The organism is Neorhizobium sp. DAR64860/K0K1, assembly GCF_050500205.1.
In the GTDB taxonomy this organism is placed as follows: Bacteria; Pseudomonadota; Alphaproteobacteria; order Rhizobiales; family Rhizobiaceae; genus Neorhizobium; species Neorhizobium soli.
Window position 1 is genome coordinate 291212 of record NZ_CP191458.1, and the last position, 23462, is coordinate 314673.

Below are 23462 nucleotides of genomic sequence, written 5' to 3' on the forward strand. Positions count from 1 at the left end.
CTCCAAGCATGATCAAGAAAATCCTGATCGCCAATCGCGGCGAAATTGCCTGCCGGGTCATCCGGACCGCCAAGCGGATGGGTATCGCAACCGTCGCCGTCTACTCGGACGCTGATCGTGATGCGCTGCATGTGAGGATGGCGGATGAGGCGGTTCATATCGGTCCAGCACCTTCCGACCAGTCCTATATCGTCATCGACCGTATTCTCGATGCCGTCGCGAAAACAGGCGCAGATGCCGTCCACCCTGGATACGGGTTTCTGTCGGAAAACGCCCTGTTCGCAGCAGCGCTCGAGAAAGCCGGCATCATCTTCATCGGTCCGCCGGTCAGGGCGATCGAAGCGATGGGCGACAAGATCACGTCCAAGAAGATCGCCGCCGAAGCGGGCGTTTCGACCGTGCCGGGTCACATGGATCTCATTGCGGATGCCGATGAGGCCGTAAAGATTTCCTCCTCGATCGGCTATCCGGTCATGATCAAGGCGTCTGCCGGCGGTGGCGGCAAGGGCATGCGGATCGCCTGGAACGATGCCGAGGCCCGGGAAGGTTTCCAGTCATCCAAAAACGAGGCGAAGTCTTCCTTTGGCGACGATCGCATCTTCATCGAAAAATTCGTGACGCAACCGCGTCACATCGAGATCCAGGTACTCGGCGACCAGCACGGGACCACGCTCTATCTCGGGGAGCGCGAATGCTCGATCCAGAGGCGAAACCAGAAGGTTATCGAGGAAGCGCCGTCTCCCTTCCTCGATGAGCAGACCCGGAAAGCGATGGGCGAGCAGGCCGTCTTGCTCGCAAAGGCCGTTGGTTATTTCTCCGCAGGAACAGTCGAATTCATCGTCGACGGCAACAGGAATTTCTACTTCCTCGAAATGAACACCCGGCTGCAGGTCGAGCATCCCGTGACGGAGCTAATTACCGGCGTCGATCTCGTCGAACAGATGATCCGGATCGCGGCTGGCGAAAAGCTGGCTTTCAGACAGGATGACGTGAAGCTCGAGGGCTGGGCGATCGAAAGCCGGCTCTATGCCGAAGATCCCTATCGCAATTTCCTGCCGTCGATCGGCAGGCTCAGCCGCTACCGTCCACCGGTCGAGGGCGTCAAGCAAGATGGCACGATCGTGCGCAACGATACCGGCGTCTTCGAGGGTGGCGAGATTTCGATGTACTACGACCCGATGGTCGCCAAGCTCTGCACCTGGGCAAAAGACAGGACGGCTGCGATCGATGCGATGGCGACTGCGCTCGACGGTTTTGAGGTCGAGGGCATCGGCCACAACCTACCCTTCCTCTCGGCGGTCATGAGCCAGGAGCGTTTCCGCTCCGGCAACTTGACGACGGCCTATATCGCCGAGGAGTTTCCCGATGGCTTTTCCGGTGTGCAACCCGATGCGGATGCGTTGCGGACGCTGGCAGCGATCGCGGCGTTTGCGCATCAGATGATCAGGCAACGGGCGCTGCAGATCTCAGGAACGCTTGCGACCGCTGGCCGCGTGACGGCAAAGGACTGGATCGTGGCGCTGGCAGACGCTGAGGAAACGGTCACGATCGAGACCGGATCGGCAGAAAGCGCCGTCGTATTTGCAGATGGCAGTCGCTTCGCGATTTCTTCGGACTGGCTGCCCGGCAAGCGACTTGCCAGTTTTACCATCGGTGACAGAGTTGCCGAAGTGAAAATCGATCTGATCGGATCGGCCATCCGGCTACGTTGGCGAGGTATGGATGTCAGGGCGCGGGTGCGTTCACCGCGTGTTGCGCAGCTTGCACGCCTGATGCCGGTCAAGGTCCCGCCGGATATGTCGCGAATGCTGCTTTGCCCGATGCCCGGCGTCATCACCTCGGTCACGGTCGGCGTGGGCGATCAGGTGGAAGCAGGTCAGACGCTGGCGACTGTCGAGGCGATGAAGATGGAAAATGTCCTGAAGGCGGAACGTCGTGGCGTGGTGAAGCGGGTGACAGCATTGCCCGGCCAGAGCCTTGCGGTTGATGAACTGATCATGGAATTCGAGTAAGGCCCGCCGACGATTTCTCAGGAAACGGTATCGACGCCCACACACAGGGTCCACGGTTCAGCGGTTCTTGAGAACCGTGCAGGAAACGCCGTGGGCTTTGATTTCATTGCAAAGCTTGACTGCAGCGGCCCGGCTTTCCTCACCGATGCGGGCTGCGTAGCGCGGACGACGACCAAAATTTCCGCCGCGCTGGCGCACGATAAGTGCGCGTTCGGCATTAAGCGGCGAGGGCAGTTTCGCAGCCGAGGCCGCAAACAGCCGGCCGGCAACGCCAGGGTTATAGTGCGCGGCGAGCTGGACACCCCACGGCGCCCAGTCGGCTGACGCACCGAGAACCGGATCGTTGATGCGCCGAGTGTCCGCCAGCGCGACGCAGGCGTCCTTAAACGGTTTTTGAGGGTCCAGATCGGGTGCGGCAACCGCCGGAGCATTGTCTCTCCAGACTTCCGCGGGATAGCCTGTGATGGCGAAGACGTAGTCCCGCGTCTCCATCGGCAGGCTTCCCGAGGTGAGAAACCTCTGCAGCCTTGCTTCGCCGGCATTGTATGCGGCCGCCGAGAGACCGAAATTGCCGAACTTACCTCTCATTTCAGCGAGATATGTCGCGGAGGCATCAAGCGCTTCGAGAACGTTGAAGCTGTTGTTCAAACCGCGTAGACGGGCCGTATCCGGCATGAATTGCGCGATGCCCTGCGCGCCTTTCGGGCTGACTGCTTCAGGCCGAAAAAGGCTCTCGCGCCATATCAGGCGGGCGAAAAAGGCGGGCGGGATCTTCTGTTCTGTGGCAAAATGTTCGATTGCGTGACAGAGATCGACGTTGAACGTCTCCTTGGCGATGCAGAGCGCTTCGTCGCCGTCGCGCCGCTCGTAGAGGCACTCCGTCTCTTTGGTTGGTTCCGGAGGTGCGGTCTCGGCAGCGACGGGTTCGGCAAAGGCAGCCGCGACCATCAAAGCGCCAGCGCCCAGAAGTTGGAATTCCCTTTTCAACAAAAACCGCTCTCTTCTATCCGTTTGCATATCCGCCGCCCTGTGTCACGACAGAGGCGACCTTTGGCGCTGCCTTCTTCTTGACGACATCCTCCAGCGTTACCGGCCGAAGCCCCTGCGCATCGACGCCAACGTCAAACTGCCGTGGCAGCGGTTTGAGCCGGCCATGCGAGTGGCCGTGGAGGTTGATCGATTTCTTGCCCATCTTGTTCCAGGTGCGAAACGCGTAGTGGCAGAGGATCAGATGGACATCGTCGATATGAAGCTCATGATAGTGCTGCACGGACGTCCAGCCACCGGCCGACGTCGTGGTCTCCGGGTCGTTATTGCCGATGATCAGGTGTTTGCGGCCGTTGAGCTTCGCCAGTAGCCCATCGCAATCGCCACCGCGTACCGACATGAAATCGCCGAGATGCCAGACATCGTCGTCAGCGCCGACTATATCATTCCAGTATTGAATGAGTGCCTCGTCGTGCGCGACCATGTCCGGGAACGGTCGCCGGTCGATGCGCAACACGCGAGTATCGGCAAAATGGGTGTCGCTTGTGAAGTAGATCATGTGGTTTTAACCGGACCGCGCGAGAAGGACAGCCGCATCTATAACGGACATGCTGGTGCTATGCGGTCTCTGTCTTGGCCTCCAGATTTTCTGCCTTAGCTTTGCGACCGCTGAAGATGCGCCGTACGAGCACGAAAAACAGCGGGACGTAAAGCGTTGCAAGGATCGTCGCCGTGATCATGCCGCCGATGACCGCCGTACCGATCGCGATGCGGCTCTGTGCACCCGCGCCGGACGAAATTGCAAGCGGCAAAACGCCGAAGATGAAGGCAAGACTGGTCATCAGGATCGGTCTTAGCCGCAGGCGGGCGGCTTCCATGGCCGAATCGTAAGCGCTCTTGCCGGACCGTTCCGCCTGTTCCGCGAACTCGACGATCAGAATCGCATTCTTTGCAGAAAGGCCCATCGTGGTCAGAAGGCCGATCTGGAAGTAAACGTCGTTCTCCAGTCCGCGCAACGTGACAGCACAGACCGCTCCGATGATGCCAAGCGGGATGATGAGCATGACCGAGAACGGGATCGACCAGCTTTCGTAAAGTGCTGCAAGGCATAAGAAGATGACGAGAAGCGACAGCCCGTACAGGATGGGCGCTTGTCCGGCGGACAGTCTTTCCTGGTACGAGAGACTGCTCCAGGCCACCGACGTCCCCGGCAGTTCCGCGGCCAGTTCCGTCATACGGTCCATTGCCTGACCGGAGCTTAGGCCCGGTCCCGCTTGTCCCTGGATTTCGTAAGACTGCAACCCGTTGAACCGCGTCAGCGTTGTCGGCGCCTGGGACCAGCTCGTCTTGGCAAACGAAGAGAAAGGTGCCATTTCGCCGCTTGCCGTGCGCACATACCAGCCATCGAGATCCTCGACAGCGCCGCGGTGGGCGGCGTCACCCTGGACGTAGACCCGCTTCACGCGCCCACGGTCCACAAAATCGTTGACATACACGCCACCCCAGGCTGCGCTCAGGGTTGCATCGACATCGGACTGCTGGATCCCGAGTGCGCCGACCTTTTCGTCGTCTATGTCGATCTGTAACGTCGGGACGTCTTCAAGTCCGCTCGGACGTACGCGCGCAAGTGTCGGATCCGCAGTCGCCGCAGCGAGAAGCTGATCGCGCCGCTGCTTGAATTCCGTCAGGCTGAGATCGCCATTGTTCAAAAGCTGCATGGTGAAGCCGTTGGACTGACCCAGTCCCTGCACCGATGGCGGTGTCAGCGCAAAGAACTGGGCGTCGCGCAAGGAGCGCCCGAGCGCGGCTGTGGCACGCGCCACAATCGAGGCGGCCGCGTTCTCTTCGCCCACTCGTTCGTCCCATGGCTTGAACTGCACAAAACCCTGACCGACGTTCTGGCCGGAACCGCTGAAACGGAAACCCGAAATCGTAAACAGGCCAGCAATATTCGCCTGTTCCGGTCCGAGGAAGTGGTCTTCGATCGCGGCTGCCGTCTCGACCGTGCGAACACGGGTTGCGCCGGGAGGAAGGGTGTACTGAACCACGCCGTAACCCTGATCCTCGACCGGGAGAAAGCCTCCGGGAAGTTGGAGGAAGAGAAACACGACGGCGCCGACCAGCGCACAAAAGGCGATGATCGAAAGCCAGATCCTGCGGATGGCGATCGTGACGGCCGCGAGATATGTCTTTTGAACCCAGCCGTAACCGCGGTCGAACATCGTCCCAAACCGCCGGATCAGGCCGCCAGTTCGCTTTGGCGCATCCTCTTTGCCGCGTGGTTTCATCAGCGTTGCGGTCAGGGCCGGAGTCAGCACCAGCGCCACCACGACCGACAGAACCATTGCGGAGATAACAGTAACCGAGAACTGCCGGTAAATGACCCCGGTTGAGCCGCCGAAGAATGCCATCGGAACAAACACCGCCGACAGGACCAGCGCGATCGCAATCAACGCCGTCTGGATTTCACCCATCGAGCGAAGCGTCGCGTCTCGGGGGCTTAAGTCCGGCTCCTCCTCCATGACTCGTTCGACATTCTCGACGACGACGATCGCGTCATCGACCAGAAGACCGATCGAAAGGACCAGTCCGAATAGGGTGAGCGTGTTGATCGAATATCCGAACAGTGCGAGCACGCCGAACGTGCCGAGCACGACGACCGGGACGGCAAGTGCTGGAATAAGCGTCGCGCGCCAGCTGCGCAGGAAGACGAACATGACGATGACGACGAGAACAATCGCCTCGATCAGTGTCTTCACCACTTCCTCGATCGAAAGCCGGATGAACTCGGTGGAGTCACGAGGGTAGGTGACGCGGTAGCCATCCGGCATGTTTGCCGCTTCGCCATCGATAGCCGCTTTCACCAGCTCGGCCGTTTCAAGCGCGTCCGCGCCGGGGGCAAGCTGAACGGCGATGCCGGATGCCGGATGACGGTTGAAACGGGTGAAGCGCGTATAGCTTTCCTGTCCGAGTTCGACGCGGGCGACATCCGCCAAGGTGACACGTGCGCCGCTTTCGTCCGTGCGGATGACGATCCGCTGGAACTCCTCCGGTGTCGTCAGGCGCGAACGGGCGGTCACGATCGCATTCAGCATCTGCGTGTCGGGGGAGGGTTGGGCGCCGATCTGGCCGGCCGCAACCTGCGTATTCTGCGCCTCGATCGCGGTGATGACGTCCGACGGCATCATCCCGTATGAAAACAAACGACCCGGGTCGAGCCAGATGCGCATCGCGTATTGCGAGCCGAAAAGGTTGGTATCGCCGACACCGGGAAGGCGACCGATCCGCTCCTGGAGATTGGCGGCAATGTAGTCCGAAATGTCGGAATCCTTCGCCTTATCGGTTTCGTCGTAAACTGCGGCGACAAGCAAAAAGTCACTGTTAGACTTCGTAACGGTGAGACCTTGCTGCTGCACCTGCTGGGGCAGGCGAGAGAGAGCCTGCTGCACTCTGTTCTGAACCTGAACCTGCGCGATATCAGGATCGGTACCCTTGTCGAATGTCACCGCGATCGTGACCTGGCCTTCGGCGCTGGAGGTCGACGTGAAGTAGATGAGGCCGTCGATGCCGGTAAGCTGCTGCTCGATCACCTGTGTCACGCTGGTTTCAAGCGTTGCAGCAGAAGCCCCAGTGTAATTGGCGCGGATGTTCACCTGCGGCGGCGCGATATCCGGATACTGCTCGACCGGAAGCGTCAGGATGGAGCCGATACCACCCAACATGATCACGATCGCGATCACCCAGGCAAAGATTGGACGATCGACAAAGATACGGCTGATCATAGCGCGGGGACCGCCTTGTTCTCTGTTGCTTCTGCGGTCTGCTTCTTACCCACGTCGACAATCTTGACCTTGTCGTCGGGTTTGACCTTGGAGACGCCTTCAACGATGACCCGGTCTCCGGGAGCAAGGCCTTCGGTCACAAGCCAGCGATTGCCGACAGCCTGAGCGACCTGGAGCGCACGCCGCTGGACGGTATCTCCCTCGCCGACCACGAGCGCGCTTGCCTCTCCCGTCGGGCTCCTCGTCACGCTCTGCTGCGGCACGAGGATCGCATCCTTCGCCTGAGTCTGTGAGAGAACTGCGCGGACATACATGCCTGGCAGGAGGATGGCGTCGGGGTTCGGAAACTCGGCGCGAAGTGTGACAGACCCGGTCGACGGATTGACGGTGACATCGGTAAACTGGAGTTTGCCCGGAAGCGGATATTCCTGCCCGTCTTCCAGTTTCAAACGCACCTCGGCCGTGTCCTTGGACAATTCGCTCGAGGCCATCGCATCTCGCAGCTTCAGAAGCGCGGTCGAGGATTGCTGAATATCGACGAAGATTGGGTCGAGGCGCTGGATGGTCGCCAAGGCCTGCGTCTGCTGAGCCGATACGAGCGCACCTGTCGTCACCAGCGAACGGCCGATCCTGCCGCTGATCGGCGCGGTCACCTTGCTGTAGCGCAGGTTGATCTCCGCGGTCTGGAGCTTCGCATTGTTCTGTGCGACGGCCGCAGTGGCAGACCGGAGCGCTGCAGTGGCATCCGTAAACGCCTGCTCGCTAACCGCTCCCTTTTGCGCCAGGGGCTTTAAACGTTCGAATTCGATCCGCGCGTTGTCTTCGCCGGCCTTGGCACTTTCGAGATTGGCGCGTGCCTCCGCAACCGAGGCTTCGAACAGGCTTGCATCGATCTGGTAGAGCGTGTCTCCCTTCTTGACGAAAGCACCTTCGGTAAACGAGCGAGCCTCGATGATCCCTGACACCTGGGGCCTGACCTCAGAAGTCTCGAACGGGGAGGTGCGACCTGCAAGCTCGTTCACGAGCGGCACGTCTTCTGTCATCGCCGTCACAATCCCAACTTCCGTTGGCTGGCGCGGTGGCTTTGCTTCCTCCTCGGCCTGCAGATTGCAGCCGGCAAGCGCAACGGCACAGCCGATGGCTGCGAGCCGCGGCAGCAACCCCTTCTTCGGGTAGGAGAACTGTGTGGGGATCATCGTAATTTGGCCTGTTCCGTCGCTGCCGAGATGAGTTGCTCGGCAGGTAACGCGGAAGGCGGCAAATCGTACGGTGGTGTTTCATCACGATGTTGCGATGCAATCGCGAGCCGAACATTTTGCGTCCGAGAGGCCTGAGAAAGCTGGCCGATGAGAGCTGGCCTGTCCGCAGTTTCTGCAAACAGTTTCAGAGTAGCTGTATGGTGACTGCTTCGACCAGAATATGATAGATATTCTCTATGACCGTCTGGCAATCCGTTTTGAACGGTGCCGACAGGTTTTTAGAATGTTCCTAAAGTGTTCAAATTATCGGTATCTAATATTATCGTTTGCTAATTTTGCAACGTGGTCGCGATCCCGCTGCCCCCTTAAATCTAGGGGTGTGTCGATTGATATTTTCTATCAGGTCATTTGTTTCGTGCCTCAATGTCATTCGGGCACGAACCGCTTGATGGATAGTGGCGATATCTGCGTCGGCGGGCTTTGCAAAGGTCGTGCCGTGTGAGATGGCTCGCGAGCAAGGATGGAGGCGGAACGAGCTCATGCAAGCGAAATCAACCAGCGAAGATGGTGAACGCAAAAGCGGTGTGCAGGCGGATCCGGTCGGGGTTTTGCAGAAGGTTTACGGCTACCCTTCCTTTCGCGGCGACCAGGAGGCTGTCGTTCGCCATGTTGTTTCGGGCGGAGACGCGGTTGTGCTGTTTCCGACAGGCGCAGGAAAATCTCTGTGCTTTCAGATCCCGGCTCTCTGCCGCGACGGCGTCGGCATCGTTGTTTCGCCGCTGATTGCGCTGATGCGCGATCAGGTCGAAGCGTTGAAGCAGATTGGCGTCCGCGCCGCCTCGATCAATTCCTCCATGCCGCGGGAAACGTTCGGCGAGGTCAAACGCGCGCTGGCGGCCGGCAGGCTCGACATGCTGTACGTGACCCCCGAGAGGATCGTGACGTCAGGGTTTCGTGAGTTGATCGGAGACGCCAAGGTCGCGCTGTTTGCAATCGATGAAGCGCATTGCGTCTCGCAATGGGGGCATGATTTTCGCCCGGAGTATCGGCAGCTCGGTGAACTCGCCGACCTTTACCCGGGCGTGCCGCGTATGGCGCTGACCGCGACCGCCGACCCGCATACGCGGGAAGATCTCATCGACAGGCTCACCCTGCGCAATGCCCGGGTCTTCACCGCATCGTTCGATCGCCCCAATATTGCCTACGAGATCGTCGAGCGGGATCAGCCGCGCCAGCAGTTGCTGCGCTTCCTGGAGAATCACAAGGGATCGAGCGGTATCGTCTACTGCCTGTCGCGCGCGAAGGTCGAGGAAATTGCGGAGTGGCTAAGTGCGCAAGGCATCCGCGCGTTGCCCTACCATGCGGGTATGGACCGGGAGGTTCGCGATGCCAATCAGGACGCCTTCTTGAAAGAGGAAGACCTCTGCCTCGTCGCGACCGTTGCCTTCGGGATGGGCATCGACAAACCCGATGTACGCTACGTCGCGCACCTGGATTTGCCGAGCTCAGTCGAAGCCTATTATCAGGAGACGGGCCGTGCCGGTCGTGACGGTCTGCCGTCCGAAGTTTGGATGGCCTACGGGATGGCCGACGTCATTCAGCGCGGCAGGATGATCGACAACGGCACGTCCGGCGACGACGTCAAGCGGGTCGAGCGCGCCAAGCTCAATGCGTTGCTTGCTATCTGCGAGACGGCCGGCTGCCGACGACAGGCGATCCTCGCACATTTTGGAGAAAAGCATGCGGGGCATTGCGGAAACTGCGATACCTGCATCAAGCCCGTGGACACCTGGGACGGAACCGAGGCCGCCATCAAGGCGCTCGCTGCTGTGTATCGAACAGAGGAACGGTTCGGTACCGGCCATTTGATCGATGTCCTGCTCGGCAATGACAACGAAAAGACACGTCGCTTTGGCCATGTGGACATGCCGGTCTTCGGTGCGGGAAAGGATCTGGCACAAAAGACGTGGCAGTCTGTCTATCGCCAGCTTCTTGCCGCAGGCCTGGTGCGCGTCGATCACCAGGCTTTCGGAGCTTTGAAACTGGAGCCTTCGGCACGCGATGTCTTCCGCCACGAGCGGACCGTCCGTTTCCGCAAGGACCCGGTGACCGGCCGCAAGACGCCACGAGGGCAAACGGCAGGCTCGAAAAACCCAAGGTCGCAGTTGGGAGAAACCGACGCGGTCTTGTTTGAGGCATTGCGCAAGATGAGAATGACGATTGCGAAGGATCTGGCGATCCCTCCCTACGTCGTATTCGCCGATGCGACGCTGATCGCGTTTGCAACGCAGCGGCCGACAACCCACGACGCGCTCCTTGGTGTATCCGGCGTCGGGCAAGCGAAACTTGAGCGCTATGGCGACGCGTTCCTCCATATTATTCGGGCACACGACGGATAATTGATAGACGACGCGCTGCGAGCGGCTAATGGTCGCCCCGACACTATATCGGGACGACGCCGGTCCTTACTGCTTTGTGACGGGAAACGTTCTGAGGCGGTCCGGCGGGCACGTGCCCTCGATCCCGGCGCGTCTGTCCGCTACGTACTGGATTGCTTTCACGACCTCGAGATCGAGGATCGGCTTCTCCATCACGCCAAGCGTTCCCTTCACGCCCGCCCCCAGCGCGCCCGGATCGCTCGTCATGAACAAGACGGTGATGTCGGCGATTGCGAGGTCGCGCCCGATGCCCGGCCCGGTTGGACCGTCATCGAGGTTGACATCGACCAATGCCATATCCGCCGTGGCAGCAAGCAACGTGGCTTCCGCTCTGTTTCTCGCCACGCCAATCGAATGGTGCCCCAACGCTTCGACAGCGTCTTCCAGACCCATGCAATAATTGGCTGATCTTCGACAATCAGAACATTGAAAGCCATTTCCATTCTCCGTTCATGAACACTTTTGCGTAATCTCTTAGTGAACGAACGGGCGGAAATGCAGGGTGTTCCAGTTTTCGTCACAAATACTTATGGTTGAACGTGGCTATCGCGTGATGCCCCACAGAAATCCGATAGCCGCCGCAAGCCCAACGGCTCCGATTGGAGATCTTTGGATACCGCGCTTGATGTCGTCCACAATAAGGCGGGGTTCGTTCGCGTACTCGCGGTAGGTTGCCGGCTCTACGGCTCTGTCCTTCAAACTTTCGAGCTCGGCGCGCAGGGCTGTCAGCGTATCTCGTGCTTTGGCAGTTGCCGAGTTGTCGCGGTCGTGGACCGATGCCAGCGCTTCATCGACAAGCGGTTCGTCTGAACTCGTGCTCGGGCCGCCAAAGCCTGTGGCAGTGGACGAAGATGAAACAGGATCGGAACCCGGGAAGGTCTCCTCGAGGCCCTGTTGCAGGACTTCGTCTGGAGTGCGGGCGCGTTGTGCTGCCTGTTCGCGAAGAAGAGAAGCGGCAGCAGGCGACTGGGAATGATCGGCCATTGGGTTTTCCTTGCTTGTTTGTTTGGGGATCGAGACATCCTCTGATCCGGCTCGTGTTTCTATGGGTACCGAAACTCGCTCTTCGAGAGCGGTTTCGGGAGAGGAGCGAGCCTTCCCGAAACCGAACGACAATGAACGGATCAGATCATGATCTCGCCGCCGGTCACCGGAATGACGGCGCCAGTCATGTAGCTGCCAAGGTCGGACGCCAAGAGAACATAGGCACCTGCCAATTCGGCTGGCTGGCCCGCACGACCGAGCAAGGTCTGCTCGCCGAACTTCGCCGCCTTTTCAGCCGGCATGGTCGAGGGAATGAGAGGCGTCCAGATCGGGCCCGGCGCGACGGCATTCACCCGGATCCCATGTTCTGCCACCATTTCGGCAAGACCAGCCGTGAAGTTGGAGATGGCACCCTTGGTCGAGGCGTAGGCGAGAAGCTGTGGCGAAGGTTGACGCGACTGGATCGACGTCGTGTTGATGATCGAGCTACCCGGCTTCATCAGAGGGACAGCCGCCTTCGATAGGTAGAATGGTGCGTAGATGTTGGTCCGGAACGTCTCGTCCCACTCTTCCGCAGTGATATCGGTAATGGTGGCATAGGTGCGCTGGAAGGCGGCATTGTTGACGAGGATGTCAATTTTTCCGAGCTCATCGGCCGTGCGCTTCACGAGCGCGTTGCAATGCTCCTCCGACTTGATGTCTCCGGGAACGACCACTGCCTTGCGGCCTGCTTCGCGCACCCACTTCGCCGTGTCTTCAGCGTCTTCGTGTTCACTGAGGTACGAAATGAGGATATCCGCGCCTTCGCGGGCGAATGCGATCGCCACAGCTTTGCCGATGCCTGAATCGGCTCCGGTGATCAGCGCGACCTTGCCCTCAAGACGACCATTGCCCTTGTAGGAGTGTTCGCCATGATCCGGCGCCGGATCCATCAATGCGGTCTGGCCTGGCGGATCCTGATGCTGGGCGGGATGGGGAGGTGTCGGGCGACGTGTTTCTTGCATGGTTTGATCTCCAGTCTAGCGTTCTGAGCAGAAACAAGCTGATCCACAATCGGTTCCGTTGTCGCTCGCTCAGCCTCTTCGAAAGCGCTCCACTCGGGCCGGGGAAACTAAAAGTTGACTTTCGGGAGCGTAGCCGCTATTTGTGGTTTATCGATATTTTGCTTGCTGATCTTTGGTTATTGCGCTTCGAACGAAGCGCCTGAGCGAACTTCCTCTTCAAAACAAATCGCTATCACCTTCTGCAAGATCTCGTTTTGCAGATATCTTCTCTATGCTTTGAAAGGGTTCACTATGACCACCGGCACAGTAAAATGGTTTAATTCCACTAAGGGCTTCGGCTTCATTCAGCCTGACGATGGCGGCGCTGATGCGTTCGTTCACATCTCCGCAGTCGAGCGCGCCGGAATGCGCGAAATCGTTGAAGGCCAGAAGCTGGGCTACGAACTTGAGCGCGACGCAAAGTCGGGCAAGATGTCGGCCTGCAACCTTCAGGCTGCTTAATTCGATTTTTGCTTCGCTTTGACCACGGATGTACTGGCACTGTCGAAGTAGCAGTTGGTGAGGGCCGAGCATACGTGCTCGGCCTTCTTATTTGGCGTCTACCGCCAGGATTGGATAAGAAATGACGGAAACAATGTCGAAGTCGCGCGAGCGTGCGGAAGCCGCATTTGCTCAGACCCAGACCCAGTTTTTCTCCCGCGTCGAAGCGGTCGCAGAATTAAACGCACACGTCGCCGAACGTGACTCAAAGACGGCTCGGCTCAAGGCTGCGCGCCTTGCAAAAGAAATTGAAGACCGCGCCTCGGCGACTGCTGCCCTGATTGCCAAACGCGCCAAGAAGGCCTGACACCAGCCCGACTTCGAATGAACTCGGCCCGCAGCCTGCGCGGCCGATCTTGTTTCATGCCCGTGGCTCCGACTACCGCTATAGTCGACCAGAGATCACGGACCTCCGATCGTGGGCAGATACGTCTCGACTTCACGCCTTCCCACGGTGTCGAGCACAGCGATATTCTCGTTCCAGAAATCTTCAGCTTCTTTGGTATCGGTTCCCCATGCACGCGTAGCGCTGCGACGGCCACCGAGACGCAGATACTGATGGGCCAGCATCGACAGGCCGGACGCAGTCCCAGTCTCAATCGTGGAGTTTCTAACGGGAAGTGCAGATAGCATCCGCTCAAGCGCGTCGTGCTCGGGGCCACGTGGGTGTTGACTTAAGAACACGTCCACTGGAATCCGCGTTTCGTGGCCACCGGACGGCAAGTTGCCACGGTGCGTGACGGTTGCGCGATGGTTGTCGGGATCAGGTTCGATAAACCACCGATCTCCATTGGTGCTGTGCGCAAACTCCTGCGGTTCGTTCATGCTGCCGATCCTTACGAGTTTTCGAGGGGGAGACGCTATCCGGCTTGTGTTCTTGCCGTGCGCCTCGCTTATCAACAGTCACCGCCGCCAATGGTTGCCGGAGGCGTCGAATTGTCTTCGAGCTCCGGCTGCAATCCCCCTAAACTCGTTCCAAAGCCAGAGCTATCCCCTGGCCAACGCCGATGCACATCGTGGCAAGCGCGTATCGCGTACTCCCCAGCGACAGCTCCAGTGCCGCGGTTCCGGCAATGCGTGCTCCGGACATGCCGAGCGGATGACCCAGCGCGATGGCGCCGCCATTCGCGTTAACATGCTCTGCATCATCTGGGATTCCGAGCTCGCGCAAAACGGCGATGCCCTGAGAGGCGAAGGCTTCGTTCAGCTCGACAATCCCGAAGTCCTGCGGCGACAGGCCGAGGCGTGCACAAAGTTTCTGCGTCGCTGGCGCAGGCCCGATGCCCATCACCCGTGGCGGAACACCAGCCGCAGCGCCGCCGAGGACGCGTGCAATCGGCGTCAGGCCATATTTCCGGGCCGCCTCCTGCGAGGCGATGATGAGGGCCGCTGCCCCGTCATTGACGCCGGATGCGTTGCCGGCCGTGACCGTGCCGCCTTCGATCTTGTTCACCGGCCTGAGCTTGGCCAATGCCTCCAGGCTTGTCGTACGGGGATGCTCGTCCTTGTCGACAATGATGCTATCGCCCTTGCGTTGCGGGACGCTGACGGGTGTGATTTCGCGCGCTAGACGGCCGTTCTGCTGAGCTGCCGAGGCTTTCTCCTGGCTGCGCAGTGCAAAAGCGTCCTGATCTTCGCGAGAGACGTGATAATCGATCGCGACGTTGTCGCCGGTTTCCGGCATGGAATCGACGCCATACTGCTTTTTCATCAGCGGATTGACAAAACGCCACCCAATGGTGGTGTCATAGATCTCGGCGTTGCGCGAAAACGCGGTCTCGGCCTTCGGCATCACAAATGGCGCACGGCTCATGCTTTCGACGCCACCGGCAATCATAATGTCGGCTTCGCCGGCCTTGATGGCGCGGGCAGCGGTGATCACGGCATCCATGCCCGATCCGCAGAGACGGTTGATCGTCGTGCCGGATACGGAAACAGGCAGGCCGGCAAGCAGCAGCGACATGCGCGCGACATTCCGGTTATCTTCGCCCGCCTGGTTGGCGCAGCCAAAGACCACGTCGCCGACCGCTTCCCAGTCGACGGCAGCGTTTCGCTCCATCAGTGCCCTAAGAGGTACAGCGCCCAGATCGTCCGCACGGACCGATGACAGCGCGCCGCCGAAACGACCGATCGGGGTACGGATATAATCGCAGATAAATGCTTCGGTCATCGATCTCTCCTCAAAGCGCCGGTACGACAAGATCGGCAACAGCGCCGTCCACATGGAGCTGCGCGCCGGTCATCGCCTGCAATTCCTCGATGGTCATTGCGGCGAGCTTTTCACGCAGGACAAAACGGCCGTCCGCGATATCGATCACCGCATGGCTCGTATAGACCCTCGTGATGCAGCCGACGCCAGTCAGGGGAAATGTGCATTTGGAGACAAGTTTCGGCTTGCCGTCCTTCGTCACATGCTCGGTGATGACGAAAACCTGCTTGGCACCATGCACCAGATCCATCGCGCCGCCGACCGCCGGCACGCCTTTGGAGCCGACGCGCCAGTTGGCGAGATCGCCATTTTCCGCCACCTGATAGGCGCCGAGGATTGCAACGTCGAGATGGCCGCCCCGCACCATGGCGAAGCTGTCCGCGTGATGAAAGAAAGCCGCGCCGGGCTTGACCGTGACGGCCTTTTTGCCCGCGTTGATCAGATCCCAGTCTTCCTCACCGGCTGCCGGAGGCTCGCCGAAATCGAGGATGCCGTTTTCCGTATGGAAGATCGCCTGTCTGCCGGGCGGCTGATAGCGGGCGACCATTTCCGGAAAACCGATCCCGAGATTGATATAGGCGCCATCTTCGATATCCTGCGCGGCACGCCAAGCGATCTGCGTGTTCGACAGTTTGATGTCTTCGCGGGTGTCCAGTGTCTGAGTTTCGCCGCTCATGCGCTCATTCCTCCGGCATAGGCCACTCCGGCCCGGATGAGTTCTTCTTCTTGCTGAGGGTTTGAAACCTCGACCACCGCATCGACAAAGATGCCGGGCGTGATCACGTGTTCGGGGTCGATGTCGCCGGGTTCAACGATCTGCGAGACCTGGGCGATGGTCGTGGTCGCCGCCATGCACATCAGAGGATTGAAGTTCCGGCCGGCCTTGCGATAGGTGAGGTTGCCATGGGTGTCGCCCAGATGCGCCTTGACGATGGCAAAGTCGGCCTTGAGCCAGCGCTCCTGCACATAATGTCGTCCATCGAACTCGGCGACTGGTTTGCCCTCGGCGAGTTCCGTTCCATAACCCGTCGGCGTGTAGAAGGCCGGTATGCCGGCGCCACCTGCGCGGATCCGCTCGGCAAGCGTGCCCTGGGGGACGAGTTCCAACTCGATCTTTCCGGCCAGATAAGTATCGGTGAAGGCGCGCGGATCGGACGAGCGAGGGAAGGAGCAGATCATCTTCGCGATCATGCCCGCATCGATCATCGCCGCAATACCGATGCGTCCGTTCCCGGCGTTGTTATTGATCACGGTCAGGTTTTTAGGACCATTGTCGATCAGCGCGTGGATGAGTTCGATCGGCGCACCGGAGCCTCCGAAGCCACCGATCATCACCGTTGCACCGTCGGTGATCTTGGACACGGCATCAGCCAAAGTCCGAATTGTTTTATCCATCAGTATCCTCCGCAAACCGCTCCCGCTGCAGAAACAACTAAATCCCATAAGGATGGACGGCAAACCATTTGTGCGATATCGTCTCTTTGTACGATTATCGCACAAAACGAGGCTCTGTTGGACGTCAAGACGAGAGACATGATGGGCGGGCTGGCAAAGGGCCTCAAGGTCATAGAAGCCTTCTCTGCCGAGCGACCGCGTCTCAGCATCGCCGAAGCCTCACAGCTCACCGGTTATGATCGCGCGACGGTGAGACGATGCCTCCTGACGCTCTCCGAACTCGGCTATTGTGCCTATGACGGAAAATTCTTCACCGTCACGCCCCGCGTCTTGCGACTGGGAACGGGATGCCTGGCAGCGATGCCACTTCCGAAGATCGTGCAGCCTTGGCTCGATGACCTGTCCGAACAGACAGGCCAAAGCACATCCGTTTCCATTCTTGATGCGAGTGACATCGTCTACGTCGCGCGGGCCGCGCAGCGCAGGGTCATGTCGATTTCGCTGATGCCGGGCTCACGCCTTCCAGCCTACTGCACCTCTATGGGGCGGGTGATGCTGGCAGCACTTCCTGTCGAGCAGGCAGAAGATCTTCTTTCATCAAAGCCGCTCGTGGCGAGGACCGCAAAGACCGTGACCGACATCGAAACACTCAAGGGCGAACTGCTCCGCATCCGTGATCGCGGCTATGCCTGCATCGATCAGGAGGTCGAAATCGGCCTCCGCTCTCTGGCCGTCCCGCTATTCGGCCCCCGCGGCCAGGTTGTCGCCGCATTGAATATCGGGCTCGCCGCATCGGAAGAGCCGATGCAGGCTGTCGCTGACCGTTATATTCCGTCACTGCTTAAAGTTCAGAAGGAACTGACAGGCATATCCAGCTGAAATTGCAGGATATGACAGTCTTCCAACTCCGAAACCATCTTATTCCCGCGGTATCTCCTGCAGCATCCGGATGATGGCGGAAAAGTCCTCGCCGCCGTGTCCGGCTGCCTCGAACTGGGCGTAGAGGTCGGCCGCGTGGGCTCCGAGCGGTGTCGCGGCGCCGGATTGTTGTGCTGCTTCTTGCGACAGCAGCAAGTCCTTCAGCATCAGCGCCGTGGCAAAACCAGGCCGGTAGTCGTTGTTGGCAGGCGATGTCGGCACGGGACCGGGCACAGGGCAATAGGTCGTCAACGACCAGCACTGGCCCGATGAGGTCGAGGCGACATCGAACAGCGCCTGATGCGAGAGGCCCAGCTTTTCAGCCAGACCGAACGCTTCGCAGACGCCGATCATCGAGATGCCGAGGATCATGTTGTTGCAGATCTTTGCAGCCTGACCCGCACCATCGCCGCCGCAGTGGACAATCTTGCGGCCCATGGCTTCGAGGATAGCCTTACCCGACGCAAACGCACTCTCCGAGCCGCCCACCATGAATGTCAGCGTGCCCGCTTCCGCGCCAGTCGTTCCCCCGGACACCGGAGCATCGAGAGAGAGGCAACCCATCGCGCTTCCCAGAGCATGCGCCTTGCGGGCGCTTTCCACGTCCACGGTCGAGCAATCGATGAGCAGCGTTCCCTCGGGGATCACGGATGCCAGATCCGACCAGACGGCGAGGACATGCTGGCCCTTGGGCAGCATGGTGATAATGCAGTCTGCATTCAGCACAGCCTGGGGGAGGGTGCTTGCCGCGTTGACGCCATGCGCGCTTGCGGCATTCCTGCTCGCCTCCGAAAGATCGAAGCCCCAGACGTCATGTCCCGCCTTGACGAGATTGGCCGCCATCGGCCCGCCCATGTTCCCAAGTCCAACGAATGCAACCTTGCTCATAGTCCCCCCTTACCGATTGTCCGCCAAGATCATCGCCGCCGCCTTTTCGGCAATCATGATCGTCGGAGAATTCGTGTTGCCCGATGTGATGGCGGGCATGATTGATGCGTCGGCAATTCTCAGCCGGCCGAGTGCTCTCATTTTCAGTCGCGGATCGACGACGCTATCGGGATCCGACCCCATCCGGGCCGTGCCCACGGGATGGAAAATCGTCGTTCCTATTTCGCCGGCAGCGCGCTCCAGATCTGCATCCGTGTCGTACGCCGGTCCCGGCTTGTATTCTTCCGGCTGGTAGCGGGCGAAAGCAGGCTGCGCGACGATGTTGCGGGTCAGCCGGATCGAACTTGCCGCGACACTGCGGTCGGCAGCTGTCGAAAGATAGTTCGGCCGGATCGCCGGCGCTGCTGCAAAATCCGGGCCTTTCAGATGCACGGAACCGCGGCTTTCGGGGCGAAGATTGCATACGCTTGCGGTGATTGCCGGAAAAGCATGAACCGGATCCCCGAAGCGGTCCAGCGAGACCGGTTGGACATGGTATTCGAGATCAGCCGTTTCCTTGTCCGGACCCGACCGGGTAAAAATCCCGAGCTGGCTTGGAGCCATGGACATAGGTCCTGAGCGTTTCAGCGCATATTCCAGCCCGATCGCAGCCTTGCCGAGCCAGCGAGAGGCTTTCTCGTTCAGCGTCGGCACGCCGGTGACCTTGTAGACCAGCCGTAGCTGCAGGTGATCCTGCAGGTTTTCGCCGACCTGTCGCACCTCCTTGACCATCTCGACCCCGGCGTCCGCCAGAACCTCGCCGCGTCCGACGCCTGAGAGTTCGAGCACATGCGGCGTCCCGATCGCGCCGGCCGAAAGCACCGTCTCGCGACGGGCATGAGCCACCTGCGACACGCCATTCTGCTGGAACTCGACGCCTTTCACCTCACCGGTTTCGATGATCAGGCGGCGGACATGCGCCTTGGTGAGGACGCGTAGGTTCGGCCGCTTCATGGCGGGCCGCAGAAACGCCTTGGAGGTGTTCCAGCGAATGCCCGAACGCTGGTTGACGTCGAAATAGCTTGAGCCTTCGTTGTCGCCGCGGTTGAAATCCTCGATCATCGGGATGCCCGCCTGTTCCGCCGCCTTGCGGAAACTGTCCAGCACCGCCCAGTGCAGACGCTGCTTTTCGACCCGCCATTCGCCGCCTTCGCCATGCAGATCGTCGCCGCCCTTGTAGAAGTCCTGGCTCTTGCGAAACAGCGGCAGCACGTCGTCCCAGCCCCAGCCGGCACATCCCATCTGCCGCCATAGGTCGTAATCGCGCGCTTGGCCGCGCATATAGATCATGCCGTTGATCGAGGAGCAGCCACCGAGCAGCTTTCCGCGCGGATAGAACAGGGAGCGGCCGTTGAGGCCTTCCTCCTTTTCGGTGGCAAAACACCAGTCGGTGCGCGGGTTGTTGATGCAATAGAGATAGCCGACCGGGATATGCACCCAGTGATAGTTGTCGGTCCCGCCGGCTTCCAGCAGCAGCACGCTGTTGCGGCTATCGGCCGAAAGGCGGTTCGCAAGAACGCAGCCGGCGCTTCCGGCACCGATGATGATGTAGTCGTAGGTTTCCATGATCTTCAGCCAATCAGCGGCGATGCTCGAAGCCCAGTTTTCGGCCAAGCCGCGAGGCGTAGAATTCCCCGATCAGGCCGCGCCGGAAGAGGAGGACGCAGACCATGAAGACCACGCCGGTGATGATCGTGACGGGAAATTCCGAGGTCGCGAGGTAGTTCTGCAGTGCCACGACAAGCCCGGCGCCAAAGATCGGTCCGATCAGCGTGCCGATGCCCCCAAGCAGCGTCATCAGGATCACCTCGCCGGACATCTGCCAGCCGACATCGGTCAGCGTCGCGAACTGGAAGACGAGCGCCTTGGTTCCGCCGGCAAGCCCGGCAAGCGCCGCCGACATGACGAAGGCGCCGAGCTTGTAGCGGGATACGGAATAGCCGAGCGAGATGGCGCGCTGCTCGTTTTCGCGGATCGATTTGAGGATCATGCCGAAGGGCGAGTTGATGAACCGCCAGATGATCGCCATGCCGATCAAGAAGACGGCCAGCACGAAATAGTACATGTTCGTCGTTTCGCTGAGATCGATAAAGCCGAACAGGTGGCCGCGCGGCACGGACTGGATGCCGTCTTCGCCATGCGTGAATTCCGCCTGCAGGCAGAAGAAGAAGAACATCTGCGAAAGCGCAAGCGTGATCATCGCAAAGTAGATGCCCTGCCGCCGTATCGCAAAGAAGCCCATGATCAGGCCAAGCACGGCCGCTCCGAATGCACCGACGAGAATGCCGAGTTCCGGCGACAGACCCCAGACCTTCACGACATGGGCAGTAAAATAGGCGGCTCCGCCGAAGAACGTCGCATGGCCGAAGGACAACAGGCCCGTGTAACCCAACAGCAGATTGAACGCGCAGGCAAATAGCGCAAAGCACAAAAGCTTCATCAGAAAGATCGGGTAGAAGAACAGCGGTGCAACAAGGAGCAGCACCAGTCCCAACCCGATGAAGATCGCGTAGGTTTTCGTGGCTGTGCCCGATCTCTCGATGCGCGGCGGGGCGGCGGTGTGGATGATGTCGCTCATCTCTGGCATCCTTCCCTAAACATCCCGGCCGAAAAGACCGGCTGGCCGCAGAAGCAGCACGATCGCCATGATCACGAAGATCACGATGCTCGATGCTTCCGGATAAAACACTTTCGTCAGGCCCTCGGCGATTCCGAGCATGTAGCCGGTCAGGATCGCACCCATGATCGATCCCATGCCGCCGACGACGACGACCGCAAAGACCACGATGATAATGTTGGACCCCATCAGCGGCGAGACCTGGTAGATCGGCGCCGCCAGAACGCCGGCAAAGGCGGCAAGGCCCGCGCCGAGCCCGTAGGTGAGTGTCAAAAGCACCGGCACGTTGACGCCAAACGCCTGCACCAGGATCGGGTTTTCCGTGGCTGCCCGCAAATAGGCGCCGAGCTTGGTCTTTTCGATCAAAAGCCAGGTGCCGATACAGGCGACCAGGGAGACGACCACCACCCAGCCGCGATAGATGGGTAGGAACATGAAGCCGAGATTGGTGCCGCCGGCAAGCTGCGTCGGAACCGAATAGGGCTGGCCCGACGAACCGTAGAGATACCGGAACGTGCCCTCGATGGTGAGCGCCAATCCGAAGGTGAAGAGCAGGCCGTAGAGGTGGTCCAGTTTGTAAAGCCGTGACAGCAGGAAGCGTTCGGTAATTGCTCCGAACAGGCCGACGACGAGAGGTGCGAGAACGAGCGCGAACCAGTAGTTGATGCCGAAATACTGCAGCATCAGCATGGCAACGAAAGCGCCGAGCATATACTGCGCGCCGTGGGCAAAGTTGATGACCCGCAGCAACCCGAAGATGACCGCAAGACCGAGGCTTAAAAGTGCGTAGAAAGAGCCGTTGATCAGGCCGATCAGGAGCTGTCCGAGGAAAGCCTGGAGCGGAATGCCGAAAATCATGGTCATGGTGCGGCGCTCCTGGCGTCGTCTGATTTTACCGAAACTGGACGCGAGCGCGTTGCCAGGTCGTCCGTGCGGTGATCCGTTTGCATTGCGACCATGCTCAAACCCCCAGAACCTTATGCAGCATGTCCATCCGCTCCGGCAGCTCGCCGACGGGGAAATTGGCCACCATTTTTCCGTGGTCCATCAGGTAGAACCGGTCAGCGACTCGGCTTGCGAAGCGAAAATTCTGCTCGACCATCAACACCGTCATGCCGCGGTCCTTGAGCGTCTTCAGGACTTCGCCGATGCGCTGCACGATGACAGGCGCTAGCCCTTCCGTCGGCTCGTCGAGGATAAGCAGTTTTACCCCGGTGCGCAGGATCCGGGCGATCGCCAGCATCTGCTGTTCGCCGCCGGAGAGTTTCGTGCCGGGACTGGAGCGGCGCTCGTGAAGGTTCGGGAATAGTTCGTAGATCTCGCTGAGCGGCATTCCCCCTTGCGCAACGACCGGTGGCAGCATGAGGTTTTCCTCGACCGTCAGCGTCGAGAAGATTCCGCGCTCCTCAGGCACAAAGCCGAGACCCGCATGGGCGGTTCTGTGCAATGGAACCCGCGACATGTCCTGGCCGGAAAACAGGATCTCGCCGCGCCGTTCGCGGATGATGCCCATGATCGTGCGCAGCGTCGTGGTCTTGCCGACGCCGTTGCGACCGAGAATGGTGATGGTTTCGCCCTCGTGCACCGTCATGTCGACGCCGTGCAGGACATGGCTTTCACCATACCAGGCATTGAGATTGGAAACCTGAAGCAGCGGTTGTGCCATCATGCCTCCTCCGTGCCCATGTAAGCGGTGCGGACACGCGGATCCTGGCTCACCGTCGCGTAATCGCCCTCGGCCAGAATTTCGCCGCGCTGTAGCACCGTGACGTGGTGGCAGATATCTGCAACGACGGAAAGATTGTGCTCCACCATCAGCACCGCGCGGGTTTTCGCCACTTCGCGGATGATGGCGGACACGGTGCCGATATCCTCCTGGCCCATGCCGGCCATCGGCTCGTCGAGCAGCAGCACTTTGGGATCGAGTGCCAAAGTCGTGGCAATCTCCAGTACCCGCTTGCGACCGTAGGAAAGGTCGGCAGCCAGCGCATTTCGCTCGCGTTTCAGCCCCACAGTCTCGATCAGCTCGTCGGCGCGGGCATCCAGCCGGTCGAGCGAGGAGAGCGGCAGCCAGAACTGTGTCGACAACCCGCTCGGACGCTGCAATGCGACGCGGACATTGTCACGCACGGTCAGATGCGGAAACACGGCCGAGATCTGGAACGAGCGGACCAGCCCCATCCGCGCCACCTTGTCGGGTGGCAGTTTCGTGATGTCGGCGCCCATCAGCGTGATCGAACCGGCCGTCGGCTGCAAAAACTTGGTGAGCAGATTGAACACCGTCGTCTTGCCGGCGCCGTTCGGACCGATCAGCGCATGGACACTGGCGTCGTGAACATCGAGATCGACATTCTTGACGGCTGCGAATGCTCCAAAGCTCTTCGACAGGCCACGGGCGGACAAGACCACCCGTGGCTGCTCGTTAGTCGAGATCGATGCGACTGCCATCG

The 23462-nt window shown here is 60.0% G+C and carries 22 protein-coding genes; 5 read left to right on the forward strand and 17 right to left on the reverse strand.

What is annotated here, in order from left to right; all coding sequences use genetic code 11:
• Positions 1 to 8: 8 nt before the first annotated feature.
• Positions 9 to 2012 carry an acetyl-CoA carboxylase biotin carboxylase subunit gene (locus ACQY1J_RS01310; protein ID WP_430249805.1) on the forward strand — a complete coding sequence of 668 codons (2004 nt, stop codon included), beginning with the start codon at positions 9 to 11 and terminating at the stop codon, positions 2010 to 2012.
• Positions 2013 to 2069: 57 nt separating this feature from the next.
• Here ACQY1J_RS01310 and ACQY1J_RS01315 read toward each other — a convergent pair whose 3' ends face one another.
• The 4 genes from ACQY1J_RS01315 to ACQY1J_RS01330 are packed head-to-tail and all read right to left on the reverse strand — an operon-like array spanning position 2070 to position 7977.
• Entirely contained in the window at positions 2070 to 2960 is an 891-nt protein-coding gene (locus tag ACQY1J_RS01315; protein WP_430249993.1) for a lytic transglycosylase domain-containing protein, read from the reverse strand.
• 55 nt (positions 2961 to 3015) lie between these two features.
• Positions 3016 to 3558, reverse strand: a complete 543-nt coding sequence (locus ACQY1J_RS01320) for a hydrolase (RefSeq protein WP_430249806.1) — start codon at positions 3556 to 3558, stop codon at positions 3016 to 3018.
• Positions 3559 to 3616: 58 nt separating this feature from the next.
• A complete protein-coding gene (locus ACQY1J_RS01325) occupies positions 3617 to 6781 on the reverse strand; it encodes an efflux RND transporter permease subunit (protein ID WP_430249808.1) in 3165 nt (1054 codons plus the stop codon).
• On the reverse strand, positions 6778 to 7977 hold the full coding sequence (locus tag ACQY1J_RS01330; protein WP_113111471.1) for an efflux RND transporter periplasmic adaptor subunit: 1200 nt from the start codon (positions 7975 to 7977) through the stop codon (positions 6778 to 6780). Before ACQY1J_RS01330 ends, ACQY1J_RS01325 begins: the two co-directional genes overlap by 4 nt.
• A 542-nt stretch (positions 7978 to 8519) precedes the next feature.
• On the opposite strand from ACQY1J_RS01330, the gene recQ reads away from it, so the two are divergent.
• Positions 8520 to 10379: a DNA helicase RecQ gene (gene recQ / locus ACQY1J_RS01335; RefSeq protein ID WP_430249810.1), complete on the forward strand. Its 1860-nt coding sequence runs from the start codon at positions 8520 to 8522 to the stop codon at positions 10377 to 10379.
• Between the two features lie 66 nt (positions 10380 to 10445).
• Here the strand turns inward: recQ and ACQY1J_RS01340 are convergent, their stop codons facing one another.
• The 3 genes from ACQY1J_RS01340 to ACQY1J_RS01350 all read right to left on the reverse strand — a co-directional run bounded on the left by ACQY1J_RS01340 (position 10446) and on the right by ACQY1J_RS01350 (position 12406).
• Positions 10446 to 10811, reverse strand: a complete 366-nt coding sequence (locus ACQY1J_RS01340) for a response regulator (RefSeq protein WP_430249812.1) — start codon at positions 10809 to 10811, stop codon at positions 10446 to 10448.
• A 150-nt stretch (positions 10812 to 10961) separates the two neighbouring features.
• Positions 10962 to 11402, reverse strand: a complete 441-nt coding sequence (locus ACQY1J_RS01345; protein WP_062459686.1) for a hypothetical protein — start codon at positions 11400 to 11402, stop codon at positions 10962 to 10964.
• A gap of 140 nt (positions 11403 to 11542) precedes the next feature.
• Positions 11543 to 12406: an SDR family oxidoreductase gene (locus ACQY1J_RS01350; protein ID WP_430249814.1), complete on the reverse strand. Its 864-nt coding sequence runs from the start codon at positions 12404 to 12406 to the stop codon at positions 11543 to 11545.
• 291 nt (positions 12407 to 12697) lie between these two features.
• Here ACQY1J_RS01350 and ACQY1J_RS01355 point away from each other — a divergent pair, with 291 nt between their 5' ends.
• Both ACQY1J_RS01355 and ACQY1J_RS01360 read left to right on the forward strand, forming a co-directional pair.
• The gene (locus tag ACQY1J_RS01355; protein WP_062459695.1) at positions 12698 to 12907 is read left to right on the forward strand and encodes a cold-shock protein; all 210 of its coding nucleotides are present in this window, start codon (positions 12698 to 12700) and stop codon (positions 12905 to 12907) included.
• Between the two features lie 121 nt (positions 12908 to 13028).
• Positions 13029 to 13253 (forward strand): hypothetical protein, encoded by a 225-nt coding sequence (locus tag ACQY1J_RS01360; protein WP_062459699.1) that lies wholly within the window; start codon positions 13029 to 13031, stop codon positions 13251 to 13253.
• A gap of 95 nt (positions 13254 to 13348) precedes the next feature.
• Here ACQY1J_RS01360 and ACQY1J_RS01365 read toward each other — a convergent pair whose 3' ends face one another.
• The 4 genes from ACQY1J_RS01365 to ACQY1J_RS01380 all read right to left on the reverse strand — a co-directional run bounded on the left by ACQY1J_RS01365 (position 13349) and on the right by ACQY1J_RS01380 (position 16550).
• Positions 13349 to 13771 carry a hypothetical protein gene (locus ACQY1J_RS01365; RefSeq protein ID WP_430249815.1) on the reverse strand — a complete coding sequence of 141 codons (423 nt, stop codon included), beginning with the start codon at positions 13769 to 13771 and terminating at the stop codon, positions 13349 to 13351.
• 139 nt (positions 13772 to 13910) lie between these two features.
• The gene (pcaF, locus tag ACQY1J_RS01370) at positions 13911 to 15116 is read right to left on the reverse strand and encodes a 3-oxoadipyl-CoA thiolase (protein ID WP_430249817.1); all 1206 of its coding nucleotides are present in this window, start codon (positions 15114 to 15116) and stop codon (positions 13911 to 13913) included.
• Between the two features lie 10 nt (positions 15117 to 15126).
• A complete protein-coding gene (locus ACQY1J_RS01375; RefSeq protein ID WP_062578016.1) occupies positions 15127 to 15831 on the reverse strand; it encodes a CoA transferase subunit B in 705 nt (234 codons plus the stop codon).
• Entirely contained in the window at positions 15828 to 16550 is a 723-nt protein-coding gene (locus ACQY1J_RS01380; protein WP_113111465.1) for a 3-oxoacid CoA-transferase subunit A, read from the reverse strand. The genes ACQY1J_RS01375 and ACQY1J_RS01380 overlap by 4 nt, the downstream gene beginning before the upstream one ends.
• Positions 16551 to 16667: 117 nt before the next feature.
• Between ACQY1J_RS01380 and ACQY1J_RS01385 the strand changes: the two genes are divergently transcribed.
• Positions 16668 to 17429: an IclR family transcriptional regulator domain-containing protein gene (locus ACQY1J_RS01385; RefSeq protein WP_430249818.1), complete on the forward strand. Its 762-nt coding sequence runs from the start codon at positions 16668 to 16670 to the stop codon at positions 17427 to 17429.
• Positions 17430 to 17468: 39 nt separating this feature from the next.
• On the opposite strand, the gene mmsB is transcribed toward ACQY1J_RS01385, so the two are convergent.
• The 6 genes from mmsB to ACQY1J_RS01415 form a co-directional block, all read right to left on the reverse strand.
• Positions 17469 to 18356 (reverse strand): 3-hydroxyisobutyrate dehydrogenase, encoded by an 888-nt coding sequence (gene mmsB / locus ACQY1J_RS01390; protein ID WP_062459718.1) that lies wholly within the window; start codon positions 18354 to 18356, stop codon positions 17469 to 17471.
• Positions 18357 to 18365: 9 nt separating this feature from the next.
• On the reverse strand, positions 18366 to 19961 hold the full coding sequence (locus tag ACQY1J_RS01395) for a GMC family oxidoreductase (protein WP_062578415.1): 1596 nt from the start codon (positions 19959 to 19961) through the stop codon (positions 18366 to 18368).
• 13 nt (positions 19962 to 19974) lie between these two features.
• Positions 19975 to 20973 (reverse strand): branched-chain amino acid ABC transporter permease, encoded by a 999-nt coding sequence (locus ACQY1J_RS01400; RefSeq protein WP_062459725.1) that lies wholly within the window; start codon positions 20971 to 20973, stop codon positions 19975 to 19977.
• 15 nt (positions 20974 to 20988) lie between these two features.
• On the reverse strand, positions 20989 to 21876 hold the full coding sequence (locus tag ACQY1J_RS01405; protein ID WP_062459730.1) for a branched-chain amino acid ABC transporter permease: 888 nt from the start codon (positions 21874 to 21876) through the stop codon (positions 20989 to 20991).
• A gap of 97 nt (positions 21877 to 21973) precedes the next feature.
• Positions 21974 to 22678: an ABC transporter ATP-binding protein gene (locus ACQY1J_RS01410; protein ID WP_062459733.1), complete on the reverse strand. Its 705-nt coding sequence runs from the start codon at positions 22676 to 22678 to the stop codon at positions 21974 to 21976.
• Entirely contained in the window at positions 22678 to 23460 is a 783-nt protein-coding gene (locus tag ACQY1J_RS01415) for an ABC transporter ATP-binding protein (RefSeq protein ID WP_174197701.1), read from the reverse strand. The genes ACQY1J_RS01410 and ACQY1J_RS01415 overlap by 1 nt, the downstream gene beginning before the upstream one ends.
• Between the last annotated feature and the right edge of the window lie 2 nt (positions 23461 to 23462).

Excerpts from the sequence above, each read along its gene's own strand:
- ACQY1J_RS01310 (WP_430249805.1), top strand. The coding sequence starts at position 9 with ATGATCAAGAAAATCCTGATCGCCAATCGCGGCGAAATTGCCTGCCGG.
- ACQY1J_RS01315 (WP_430249993.1), bottom strand. The coding sequence starts at position 2,960 with ATGGTCGCGGCTGCCTTTGCCGAACCCGTCGCTGCCGAGACCGCACCT.
- ACQY1J_RS01320 (WP_430249806.1), bottom strand. The coding sequence starts at position 3,558 with ATGATCTACTTCACAAGCGACACCCATTTTGCCGATACTCGCGTGTTG.
- ACQY1J_RS01325 (WP_430249808.1), bottom strand. The coding sequence starts at position 6,781 with ATGATCAGCCGTATCTTTGTCGATCGTCCAATCTTTGCCTGGGTGATC.
- ACQY1J_RS01330 (WP_113111471.1), bottom strand. The coding sequence starts at position 7,977 with ATGATCCCCACACAGTTCTCCTACCCGAAGAAGGGGTTGCTGCCGCGG.
- recQ (WP_430249810.1), top strand. The coding sequence starts at position 8,520 with ATGCAAGCGAAATCAACCAGCGAAGATGGTGAACGCAAAAGCGGTGTG.
- ACQY1J_RS01340 (WP_430249812.1), bottom strand. The coding sequence starts at position 10,811 with ATGGGTCTGGAAGACGCTGTCGAAGCGTTGGGGCACCATTCGATTGGC.
- ACQY1J_RS01345 (WP_062459686.1), bottom strand. The coding sequence starts at position 11,402 with ATGGCCGATCATTCCCAGTCGCCTGCTGCCGCTTCTCTTCTTCGCGAA.
- ACQY1J_RS01350 (WP_430249814.1), bottom strand. The coding sequence starts at position 12,406 with ATGCAAGAAACACGTCGCCCGACACCTCCCCATCCCGCCCAGCATCAG.
- ACQY1J_RS01355 (WP_062459695.1), top strand. The coding sequence starts at position 12,698 with ATGACCACCGGCACAGTAAAATGGTTTAATTCCACTAAGGGCTTCGGC.
- ACQY1J_RS01360 (WP_062459699.1), top strand. The coding sequence starts at position 13,029 with ATGACGGAAACAATGTCGAAGTCGCGCGAGCGTGCGGAAGCCGCATTT.
- ACQY1J_RS01365 (WP_430249815.1), bottom strand. The coding sequence starts at position 13,771 with ATGAACGAACCGCAGGAGTTTGCGCACAGCACCAATGGAGATCGGTGG.
- pcaF (WP_430249817.1), bottom strand. The coding sequence starts at position 15,116 with ATGACCGAAGCATTTATCTGCGATTATATCCGTACCCCGATCGGTCGT.
- ACQY1J_RS01375 (WP_062578016.1), bottom strand. The coding sequence starts at position 15,831 with ATGAGCGGCGAAACTCAGACACTGGACACCCGCGAAGACATCAAACTG.
- ACQY1J_RS01380 (WP_113111465.1), bottom strand. The coding sequence starts at position 16,550 with ATGGATAAAACAATTCGGACTTTGGCTGATGCCGTGTCCAAGATCACC.
- mmsB (WP_062459718.1), bottom strand. The coding sequence starts at position 18,356 with ATGAGCAAGGTTGCATTCGTTGGACTTGGGAACATGGGCGGGCCGATG.
- ACQY1J_RS01395 (WP_062578415.1), bottom strand. The coding sequence starts at position 19,961 with ATGGAAACCTACGACTACATCATCATCGGTGCCGGAAGCGCCGGCTGC.
- ACQY1J_RS01400 (WP_062459725.1), bottom strand. The coding sequence starts at position 20,973 with ATGAGCGACATCATCCACACCGCCGCCCCGCCGCGCATCGAGAGATCG.
- ACQY1J_RS01405 (WP_062459730.1), bottom strand. The coding sequence starts at position 21,876 with ATGACCATGATTTTCGGCATTCCGCTCCAGGCTTTCCTCGGACAGCTC.
- ACQY1J_RS01410 (WP_062459733.1), bottom strand. The coding sequence starts at position 22,678 with ATGGCACAACCGCTGCTTCAGGTTTCCAATCTCAATGCCTGGTATGGT.
- ACQY1J_RS01415 (WP_174197701.1), bottom strand. The coding sequence starts at position 23,460 with ATGGCAGTCGCATCGATCTCGACTAACGAGCAGCCACGGGTGGTCTTG.